The sequence below is a fragment of the Rhizobium sp. AQ_MP genome (assembly GCF_014237835.1).
Lineage (GTDB): Bacteria > Pseudomonadota > Alphaproteobacteria > Rhizobiales > Rhizobiaceae > Allorhizobium.
On sequence record NZ_JACJVI010000008.1, the window covers coordinates 116,014 to 126,302 of the forward strand.

Consider the following 10,289-nt stretch of genomic DNA (forward strand, 5'->3'; position numbering starts at 1 on the left):
CGGACCAGGACAGAACAGAGAACCCCGGATCTGCAGGCAGATCCGGGGTTTTTCTTTGCCTGCTGATGTCGGATCTCAGTCTTCGCGAACCGCGACTATCACGTCGTGAATGAGCTTAAGCACTGCCGGGGCATCGATCTCGGTGCAGATTTTCTGGCTTGGCAGATCACCGTCCCAATCGGAGGGACCGAATCCGCGACCATCGGGCTTCTGGATCGTCTGGCCATCGGCGATGCCGCCGCAGACGACGCGGATCACACCACTGCGGGTCTTGAAAAGTTCCGGCGCCACGACATAGACGCAAGCGCAGCTGTCATGCACGACCATGCCGTCATCGACGAGGCCCTCGTAGAAGTCGATGTAGAACTGCGACAGGTCGAAGAGCAGGCGCGCGCGGCTGGTGCCGGCGGCGTCCCGGATGTCCGCCAGCTGCGAACGCGTCATGACCGTCTGCATGGTGACATCGAGACCGACGACGACCACCGGCCAGCGAGCGGTCATCACAACGTCAGCCGCTTCCGGGTCACCATGGATATTGGCTTCGGCCGCCGGCGTCACGTTACCGTTGACGTCGAAGGCGCCGCCCATAATGACGATCTCCTTGACGAGATTGACGATCTCCGGGTCTTCCTTCAGCGCGTTGGCGAGGTTGGTCATGCGTCCGACGGCAACGATGGTCACCTCGCCCGGATTGTCGCGGACCGTCTCGACGATAAAGCGATGGGCAGGCCGCGGATCGGGATGCACATCCGTCACCTCGGGCACGCCGATATTGCCGAGACCGTCGTCGCCATGGATGAATTTCGGTGGCTCGTGGCTGACGCGATGGGGAATGAATGTCTCCCCGGCGCCGCGAGCGACAGGGGCGTCAATCTTCCATTCGCGCTTCAGGAACAGCGCGTTGCGCGTGGTCACATCGATTTCGGCGTTGCCGAAGACCGTGGTGATGCCGAGCAGGTCGATCTCCGGATGATGATGCAGGAAGAGGAGCGCCATGGCGTCATCGACGCCCGGATCCGTATCGAAGATGACCTTATGCATGGGAGAAGTCCTTTTCTTGTTGTTGTTGATCGGCGTCCGCCGGGCGGGCGCGACGATAGACCCGAAGCGTGACGACGGGAAGACGGGCGATTAGGCGCTCGCCTTCTTCTTTTTCCCGACATTGCGCAGGACATGGCTGAAATCGGAATTGTAGAGGTCACTGTCGCGGAACTCGACATGGCCGAAGACCTTGCCGACCATGATCAGGGCGGTCCGCGTGATCTTCGCCTTGCGCACTTCCTCGGCCATATCCTTCAGCGTGGTGCGGATGAAGAGTTCATCCGGCCAGGTGGAGCGATAGGCGATGACAACAGGGCAATCCTCGCCGTAATAGGGCGTCAGCGTATCGCGGATATGGGTGAGATTGCGAATCGACAGGTGGATCGCAAGCGTCGCCCGCGACTTGCCCAAAATCTCCAGCGTCTCGAATTCAGGCATCGACGATGCCTTCATCTCGGTGCGGGTGACGATGACCGTCTGGGCGATTTCGGGCAAGGTGAGCTCGGTCTTCAGCCGTGCGGCGGTCGCCGCAAAGGCCGGTACGCCGGGGACGACGTCATAGGGAATGCCGAGCGCATCGAGACGGCGCATCTGTTCGGCAATCGCGCCATAGATCGAGGGATCGCCGGAATGCACACGGGCGACATCCTCGCCGCGCGCATGGGCTGCCTCGATCTCTGCGATGATCTCGTCGAGATGCATGGGAGCCGTGTCCTTGACGAGGGCATCCTCGGGCGCCGCCTTGACGATCTCCTCCGGCACCAGCGAGCCGGCATAGAGGCAGACCGGGCAGCGCTCAATGAGGCGAAGGCCCCGCACGGTGATCAGATCGGGGGCTCCGGGGCCGGCGCCGATGAAATAGACGGTCATGCTTCATTTCCCTTCATGCCACTGTCTGCCTTTCCCGAATAACCGCGAGGCGTGTAAACCCAGGTCTTTCCGTCGCCTGTTGTCACCGTCCGGCTCTCCGACGAGCCGACCACCACGACAGTCAGCATATCGACATCGTCGACGTTCAATTCGCCCAGCGGCACGGTGCGGACGTTTTCGCCCTCGCGGCCGAGATTGGTGGCGAGGATCACCGGGGTCGTCGCCGGGCGATATTTCAGCAATTCGTCGCGGGCATAAGCGAGCTGCGTGCGGCGCTTCATCGAGACCGGATTGTAGAAGGCGATGACGAAATCCCCCTCGCCCGCCGCCTTCACCCGGCGCTGGATATGCTCCCAGGGGGTCAGAAGATCCGAAAGCGAGATGGTGCAGAAATCATGACCGAGCGGCGCGCCGATTCGCGCGGCGGCAGCCTGCAGGGCGGAGATGCCCGGCGAGACCTGCACTTCGATGCGGCTTGCGGCATCGGTAATGCCGCCCTTGTCGAAGAGTTCGAACACCAGCGTCGCCATCGCGTAGATGCCCGCATCGCCAGAGCAGACCAACGCCACGGTCTTTCCCTCACCGGCCAGCTCCATGGCATGCACGACGCGCGCCTCTTCCTTGCCGAGATCGAAATCGTGACGCGTCTTGCCGTCGGCCAGGGACCCAAGCAGGTCGAGATAGAGCGAGTAGCCGACGAGATCGGTGGAGACTGCAACCATGCGCGAGACCTCCGGCGACCGCCAGCCTTCCGAACCCGGACCGATGCCGACGACGAACAGCGTGCCGCGGGCACGGCCAATGGTATCAGGGTCGACGATGTCGGCAGCCCTGGCGATGGCGGCCGTTGCGCCTTTCGACTTGATCTTTTCGACCACAAGCTCGCCCGCAGCGCTGACAGCCGCCAATGCTGCCCCTTCCGCCACGCCATGGCAGCCGACTTCGGCGAAGACCACTTCGGAGGGGTTCTTCAGACGCGGCGCCTCGGCTTCGAGCGTGGCTGCCGTGAAGAAACGGGCCGGCACGCCGAAATGGGTGGCCACCGCATGGATCGCCGTCTCATCCGCCTTCAGGTCGATCGAGCAGACGGCCGCCAGGCTTTCCCTCGCGAAACCACCCTTTGCGAGCGCTTCCTCCGCCAAGGCAATCGCCTCTTCCGGCTTTGCATGGCGCTCGCAGCCCATGCCGAGCACCAGCGTCTTCGGATGATAGACGAGTTCCAGCTCGCCTGCGGATTTCTGTTGGTCGGTCACGGAGAGCGTCACGCGGGCCTCTTGTTGAAATGGAAGTCTTGATTGGATGAGCCAGGCGGCGATCCCCCCTCTCCCCGCCTGCGGGGAGAGGGTTGGGGTGAGGGGCAGGTCAAGCGCGGCGGTGTGCTGCAGCCCCTCATCCGCCCTTCGGGCACCTTCTCCCCGCAGGCGGGGAGAAGGAAGCTCGAGCCGGGCGCCCGCCCCCGCGACAAGCTCGGCCATGACGGCCTTGGCCTTGTCAGGATTGGCAAGCACATAACCATGAGGCGGCTGATCGAGCGCCACGCCAAATTTCAGATCGCCGGCTGTGGTGATCGCGGCATGCGCGCCAAGGGAGGAGGCAATTTGCCTCGCCAAATCATTGGCGCCGTAGTGACCGCCGAGCAGTGGCACAACGGAGGATCCGTCGTCGGCAACGGCGAGCACCGGAGGCTCGGTGTGTTTATCGGAGAGCAGCGGGGCGAGCAGCCGGATCAGAGCACCAGAGGCCATGACGGCAACGATCGGCCGGCCTGCGGCAAACAGCGTCTGGAGATGATCCTTGGCAGAGGCAAAACGAACATCAGCCTCAGCGACACGCAAGGCGGCACCATGCAATTCGCCGCCGATGTCCTCCGCTATGCGGCGCCCAAGGGAAGCGGCTGATGCACTGAGGATGACGACAGCGGGTGTGACCGGAGATGCGAAGACAGGTGTCATGCGGCTCCGCTTCCAAGCTTTTTGGCAAGTGCCGGATGCCAGCGCTCGTCGCCCTTGTAGATCAGGATCATCGAGAAATAGGGCGCAGTGCCCTCTACCACCTCGGCAAGCGGTATGAGCTTCTGTTCGGCAAGGCTGACGCGCTCCGCATAACCGGCCTGCGCTGTCAGGCCCAGGCTTTCGATCAGCGCGCGGATCCGGGCGAAATGCCGGCCGAGCTTGATGATGGCAACGGCGCCAGAGGCCTCGATCCGTGCGGCGAGTTCGTCATCCGAGAGAGGTCCCGGCAGCACTGTCAGGACGTCGTTGCGGGCCGCGAGCGGACGACCGAGACCCGCGGCGGCCGCCATCATCGAGGAGACACCCGGCACGACCTCTGTCGGATACCGGTCGGCAAGCCGCTCGAAGAGATACATGAAGGAGCCGTAGAAGAAGGGGTCGCCCTCGCAGAGCACGGCGACATCGGAGCCGGCATCGAGATGATGCGACAGCGTCTCTGCGGCTTTCGTGTAGATGTCCTGGGCCGGAAAGCGCTCGACGCGCATCGGCACGATGATCGGCACTTCCAGTTGGGCGGCGGTCAGATAGGGAGCCGCGATCTGGCGGGCAAAGCTCGGGCCGGTATCGGGCGCCGGATAGGCCACGACCGGGCAGCTCGTCAGGATGCGATGCGCCTTCAGCGTCATCAGTTCCGGATCGCCGGGGCCGAGACCGAGGCCATAGAGTTTACCAGTCATGTGGACTGCTCCCGAATGTTTAGGTGCCCCTCATCCCCCTGCCGGGACCTTCTCCCCGTGTACGGGGAGAAGGCGGCACGACGTCGGCCACGATGGCCTTCTCCCCGCCTGCGGGGAGAAGGTGCCCGAAGGGCGAATGAGGGGCCAAGTCGCAATGTCATGCGCCCTCCCCCTTTACGACCGTCCAAATCGTAACAGGCATCAGCGACTTCCAGCCGCAATAGCGGCCGACCGGGGCGGCGCGTGCTACCTGAATTCGGGAGAGATCACCACCGTGGCGGCTGCGAAGCTCGACAAGCTTGGCCTCGCCTTCGATCGTTACAGCGTTGGCGACCAGACGCCCGCCGGGGGCAAGTGCTGCCCAGCAGGCTTCAAACAGTCCCTCGCCGCTGATACCGCCGCCGATGAAGATGACGTCCGGGGTCTTCAAACCCGCGAGAACGACCGGCGCTTCGCCGTCGACGATTTCAAGATCGGGCACGCCGAGGATTTCGGCATTCTCGCGGATCATCGCCAGCCGTTCGGGCTTGGCCTCGATCGCAATCGCCCTGGTCCCCATGCCTGATCGCATCCATTCAATCGCAATCGAGCCGCAGCCGGCGCCGACATCCCAGAGGCGGGCATTGGGGAAGGGCGCAAGCTGGGCCAGCGTTGCCGCCCGGATCTCGCATTTGGTGAGCTGTCCGTCGTGGCGAAAGGCCTCGTCGGGGAGACCGGGCACGGGTGCCAGCAATGGCCCGTCCCAGGCGCAGTCGATGGCCAGCGTGTTGAAATCCGAGATATCGGGGCAGGTCTCGGCCATTTCCAGCGCGGTCATGCGCAGTAAACGCTCTTTCGTGCCGCCCATATGTTCGAGCACATGCAGAACGGAGGCGCCAAAGCCGCGCTCGGCGAGCAGCACGGCAGCGGCCTGCACGGTCGATGCATCTGAGGTCAGAGCCAGGATACGAGCGCGCGGCATGACATGCCGGTTGAGGAAGGCGAGCGGGCGGCCATGCAGCGAGATCTGCGTCACCGACTGCAGCGGCCAGCCAAGCCGTGCGGCAGCAAGCGAAAAGGCCGACGGGCTCGGCAGCACGAACATCTCTTCGGCGGCGACATAGCGCCTGAGTGTCGCGCCGATGCCGAAATGCATAGGGTCACCGGTGGCGAGCACCGTGACCGGCGTGCCGCGCAGTTTCAGGATTTCGGACAGAGTCTCGCGGAAACCCGCACCCCAGGTGAGGATGCGCTTGAGATCCGGCAGGCTCGATCCGTCGATGACCGCATCCAACCGCTCGCCGATGACGAGCGTTTCCGCCTGCCAGACGATCGCCTGGGCCTCAGGCGTCAGGCTTTCGAGCCCGTTGTCGCCGATGCCGATGATGGTGAGCCAGGGGGTGTGGGCCGCGTCAGACATTGGTCCCGAGCCCTCCCGCCAGGGCATTGACGGCGGCCGATGCCATGGCCGAGCCACCCCGGCGACCGCGCACCGCGATATAGGGAATGCCCCTGGAATCGGCGATCAATTCGTCCTTGCTTTCGGCGGCTCCGACGAAGCCAACGGGAAAACCGAGGATGATCGCCGGCTTCGGCGCGCCGGCGTCGATGCGCTCCAGCAAACGGAATAGCGCCGTCGGCGCATTGCCGACCGCGACCACTGCACCTGCCAGATGTTCATCCCAGAGGTCCACCTGGGCAGCGGAGCGGGTATTGCCGATTTCGTCCGCCTTCGGCCGCACGCGCTCGTCATTCAATAGGCAGAGGATCTGGTTGTCGACCGGCAACAAGCGGCGGATCACGCCGTGGCGGACCATCTCGACATCGACCAGAACCGGCGCACCCCTTTCCAGCGCTGCGGCACCGGCCTCGAAAGCGCCTTCGGACCAGCTGACATCATCGGCGAGATCGACCATGCCGCAGGCATGGATGAGGCGGATGACCAGCGGCTGGAGGACCGTCGGGAAGCGGTCTAGGGACGCTTCGTCGCGGATGGTGGCGAAGGACTGGCGATAGATTTCGGCGGGGTCGCGGATGTAGTCGAGGGAGGCAGTCATGCGGAACACCCCCCTCTGTCGCTGCGCGACATCTCCCCCACAAGGGGGGAGAGTGGGTTGTGCCGTGTGGCGGCCTCAGCGACAGTCGCAGAACTGGTGAATGTGCCAGCAGTCGGGGTTGAACCAGGAACATCAGAGGCTGCCTCGGGAGCCACCACAGTCCGCTCTCCCCCCCTGTGGGGGAGATGGCCGGCAGGCCAGAGGGGGGTATCCCCAACCGCGACATCCAGTTCTCGATGCCCGATCCCAAGCACCCAGCCCTCCTCGGCAAGCGATGTCGCGACCTCCTCATCTGATAGCATCGGCGGGCGATCGAGCAGCGTTGCAAGCCGCCCATCCGCATCGAAGCGAGCGAAAGCCTCGGCGACAGTACGAACCTGCGCCTGGTCCTTCACCTCGTCCCGTGAGGTCAGCGTAAAGAGCGAGGGATAGATCTCTGCAAAGACGATCGGCTTCTCGAAAGTCGTGCCAAAGCCTGTCTCGAAGGGCCAGACGGCGACGTGTTCACCATGGCCACTCTCATTCAGGAAGCGCGAAAGCCGTGCGATCCCGAGCAATGTCTGGCTGCCGACGGAACCGTTGTAGCTCAGTTGCCAGACGGATTTCGCCCCCTTGGCGAACTGCTCAGAGCGGCGGAAGGCGAGCGGAGCCTCTGTCGGGGCGGTCGGCTTTTTGTCGGAGAGATCGGCATAGACATGCTGATGCGGCCGTCCCCAGAAGCGCGGCTCGCCGGCAAAATAGGTGGCGTTCCAGCGCGAGGCGAGATCGAAGCGATTGTTGCGGTTATCCTCGCTATCCTCGATTTCGTCCGCGATCTTGCGCCACAGGTCACGCCAGTGTGGCTCCCCCGTCAGCCGCTCTGCGGTGCCGGCCGGATAGCCGAATGCGAAGTCGAAGCCGCAAAGCAGGCGTTGGCCTTCAGCGACCGCTGCGCTGACCACGTCCTCAAGCCGATGCATGAAGGCGTGGCGGGTCGAAAAATTTTCGATCCATTCGATCGCATGACCATCGCTCTCGCGCCGGGCGAGGCACGCCCAGAGTGAGTTCTTGCCGGTTACCGGTTGCCCGGCCCCCGACCAGTCGACGATCAGGATGCGATCGAAGAGCGGCATTACTTTTTCTTCTGCATCGACTTTGGCCCCAGCGGATGATCCGCATGGGGGTAAGGCGCGTGGTGATGATGGTGGTCGTGGCCATGCGCATGGCCATGGTCATGTCCGTGATCATGACCATGATGATGGTGGCCGTGATCATGGTCATCATGGTGGTGATGGTGCCCATGGTCGTGCGCATGGTTGTGGTCATGTCCATGATCATGGTCGTGGTGACCGCAGCCGCAGTTCGGTCCATGCTCGTGATGGGCTGCCTTGCCCGAGGACGGCGCGTCCATCACGGCCTGCAGATCGGAATCCGGCGTCTTGTCCTTGAGGCCGGCATATTTGCCGCCGAGCGTTAAGGACGGCGCATAGTCGAATGCTGGCTCGACCGGCACGGGCTTCAACGGTGCCGGTTCTGCATGGCTGTGCACGGGGGTCCAGGGAAGGCCGTGCTCGCGACAGAAATCGGGATCGCGGCAGGAAGCATCGCAATCGCCCTTGCAGGGACAGTTTTCCAGGCCGCCGCCAATGCCTTCGACATGGTGGTGGTGGCTTTCCTGCGGCTGGCCGACATCGGCTTCGAAGCCAAGCACCTGTTCGCGATACTTGCACATCTGGCAGTTCATCACCGCCGCACCTTCAAGGATCTCCTTGACCCGATCCTGGAAGGCATCGAGGACCAGCGGGTGGTCGTTCAAATAGCTCGCCTTGACGAACTGGATCTCCGGATGCCGCGCGGCCACCTCGTCGGTATAGCTGTAGATGCGCTTCACCAGGACGCCGGTGAAGAGGAAATAGGGGAAGACGACGATGCGCTTGTATCCAAGCTTGGCGGCATGGGTCAGGCCCGGCTCGACCAGCGGGAAGGTGACGCCCGAATAGCAGGTCTCGCCCCAGCCGAAGCCCATGCCTTCCCAGAGCATGCGCATGACCTTGGTGGCGTTGGAGTTGGCATCCGGATCGGACGAGCCGCGCCCCACGACCATCAGCAGCGTCTCGTGTTTATCGACGAAGCCGAGCGTTTCGTTCGCCTCGTCGACCGCCGTCTGGATGCGGTCACCGGCAGCACGGATCATCTTCAGGTCGATGCCGAGCTCGCGGCCGTAATTGATGACGAAATCCTTGTGCTGAGCCTGATAAGTGTTCAGCACCGAGGGGATGTCGTTCTTGGCGTGGCCTGCGGCAAAGAGCATGCCGGGAACCGCCAACACGCGGGTCACGCCCTGCTCGCGCAGGCTGTCGAGTCCGGCCGAAATTACGGGATTGCAGAATTCGAGATAGCCGTACTCCACCGGCATATCGGGATTGCGGGCGCGCAGCGCTTCCGCGATCACGGCGAATTCCTTCGCTGCGTTCTGATTGCGGCTACCGTGGCCGCAGACCATGATTCCGAGTTTTTCCGCCATGCGATAAAGGCCTCCCTGCTTCGTTTTACTTTCTGTACGAAGCGCCGGACTTATCGCACCTTGCGGCACGGTCCATGGCCTTTGGGACAGCTCCGGAATTGGCCCCCGGATTGGGTCGGCCGCACCGGACTATTTCCAGCCTGTCGAACAGGCGCCGTCGCACATTACCCTGAGCTTTATCGGAGGCTTATCGAACGGTCAAACCGGATTGCGGCGCTTTGTGTGACGGAAGCGCCAGTCCACAGAATGTCCCGTGTGCGACCCGCGCGACATGCCCGTGAGGTTGCGAAGCGTCGGCGATTGGTCCACAAGGTCCTCACCTTCCCTGCCCGCGTTCACAACCGCACTTCGAGTCTCTCCGTGGTCGACCTCGCTTTCCAAGCTCTTCTCCTGCTGTTCATTGCCGCGTTCATCGCCGGCTTCATCGATTCGATTGCGGGTGGCGGCGGGCTGATCACCATTCCCGCCATGCTGATTGCGGGCATTCCGCCGCTGGAAACGCTCGGCACCAACAAGCTGCAGTCGATGTTCGGGGCGGGATCGGCGACCATCGCCTATGCCCGCAAGGGTCATGTGGATCTCAAGAAGCAGTTGCCGATGGCGGCCATGGCGGTGATCGGCGGTGCGCTCGGGGCCGTGGTCGCAAGCTTCGTTCCCGCTGCGGTGCTGCGTGCCTTCATGCCCTTCCTGCTGGTCGCGATCGCGCTTTATTTCGCGCTAAAGCCGAACCTCTCCGACATCGACAGCCACCAGCGCATGACACCCTTCGTTTTCGGCCTCACCTTCGTGCCGATGATCGGCTTTTATGACGGCGTCTTCGGCCCGGGCACCGGCTCCTTCTACATGCTGGCCTTCGTCTCACTTGCCGGTTTCGGCATGCTGAAGGCGACAGCGCATACGAAGCTTTTGAACTTCGGCTCGAATGTCGGCGCCTTCCTCGTATTCGTCGCCGGTGGCGTCGTGCTCTGGAAGATCGGCTTCCTGATGGGTATCGGCCAGTTCCTCGGCGCCCAGACCGGTTCGAGGCTCGCGATGAAAAACGGCGCGCGGCTGATCAAGCCGCTGCTGGTGCTCACCTGCGTGGCGCTGGCAATCCGCCTTCTCGCCGACCCGACCAACCCGATTCGGGTGTGGATAGGGATCTGATCAA

9 protein-coding genes are annotated in these 10,289 nt (G+C 63.3%); 1 reads left to right on the forward strand and 8 read right to left on the reverse strand.

The window, feature by feature from the left end; all coding sequences use genetic code 11:
* Nucleotides 1-75 precede the first annotated feature (75 nt).
* The 8 genes from H6M51_RS13300 to H6M51_RS13335 all read right to left on the reverse strand — a co-directional run bounded on the left by H6M51_RS13300 (nucleotide 76) and on the right by H6M51_RS13335 (nucleotide 9,139).
* Entirely contained in the window at nucleotides 76-1,041 is a 966-nt protein-coding gene (locus tag H6M51_RS13300; protein ID WP_185810308.1) for a nucleoside hydrolase, read from the reverse strand.
* Between the two features lie 90 nt (nucleotides 1,042-1,131).
* Nucleotides 1,132-1,911, reverse strand: coding sequence for a precorrin-4 C(11)-methyltransferase (gene cobM / locus H6M51_RS13305; protein WP_185810309.1), 780 nt, complete (start codon nucleotides 1,909-1,911; stop codon nucleotides 1,132-1,134).
* The gene (gene cobJ / locus H6M51_RS13310) at nucleotides 1,908-3,863 is read right to left on the reverse strand and encodes a precorrin-3B C(17)-methyltransferase (RefSeq protein WP_185810310.1); all 1,956 of its coding nucleotides are present in this window, start codon (nucleotides 3,861-3,863) and stop codon (nucleotides 1,908-1,910) included. The genes cobM and cobJ overlap by 4 nt, the downstream gene beginning before the upstream one ends.
* Entirely contained in the window at nucleotides 3,860-4,600 is a 741-nt protein-coding gene (gene cobI / locus H6M51_RS13315; RefSeq protein WP_185810311.1) for a precorrin-2 C(20)-methyltransferase, read from the reverse strand. Before cobI ends, cobJ begins: the two co-directional genes overlap by 4 nt.
* Before the next feature lie 157 nt (nucleotides 4,601-4,757).
* Entirely contained in the window at nucleotides 4,758-5,999 is a 1,242-nt protein-coding gene (gene cbiE / locus H6M51_RS13320; RefSeq protein ID WP_185810312.1) for a precorrin-6y C5,15-methyltransferase (decarboxylating) subunit CbiE, read from the reverse strand.
* Nucleotides 5,992-6,636 (reverse strand): precorrin-8X methylmutase, encoded by a 645-nt coding sequence (locus tag H6M51_RS13325; protein WP_185810313.1) that lies wholly within the window; start codon nucleotides 6,634-6,636, stop codon nucleotides 5,992-5,994. Before H6M51_RS13325 ends, cbiE begins: the two co-directional genes overlap by 8 nt.
* Nucleotides 6,633-7,748 (reverse strand): cobalamin biosynthesis protein CbiG, encoded by a 1,116-nt coding sequence (locus H6M51_RS13330; RefSeq protein WP_185810314.1) that lies wholly within the window; start codon nucleotides 7,746-7,748, stop codon nucleotides 6,633-6,635. The genes H6M51_RS13325 and H6M51_RS13330 overlap by 4 nt, the downstream gene beginning before the upstream one ends.
* Nucleotides 7,748-9,139 (reverse strand): sirohydrochlorin chelatase, encoded by a 1,392-nt coding sequence (locus tag H6M51_RS13335; RefSeq protein WP_185810315.1) that lies wholly within the window; start codon nucleotides 9,137-9,139, stop codon nucleotides 7,748-7,750. Before H6M51_RS13335 ends, H6M51_RS13330 begins: the two co-directional genes overlap by 1 nt.
* A gap of 360 nt (nucleotides 9,140-9,499) precedes the next feature.
* On the opposite strand from H6M51_RS13335, the gene H6M51_RS13340 reads away from it, so the two are divergent.
* Nucleotides 9,500-10,285, forward strand: a complete 786-nt coding sequence (locus tag H6M51_RS13340; RefSeq protein ID WP_185810316.1) for a TSUP family transporter — start codon at nucleotides 9,500-9,502, stop codon at nucleotides 10,283-10,285.
* Nucleotides 10,286-10,289: the final 4 nt, after the last annotated feature.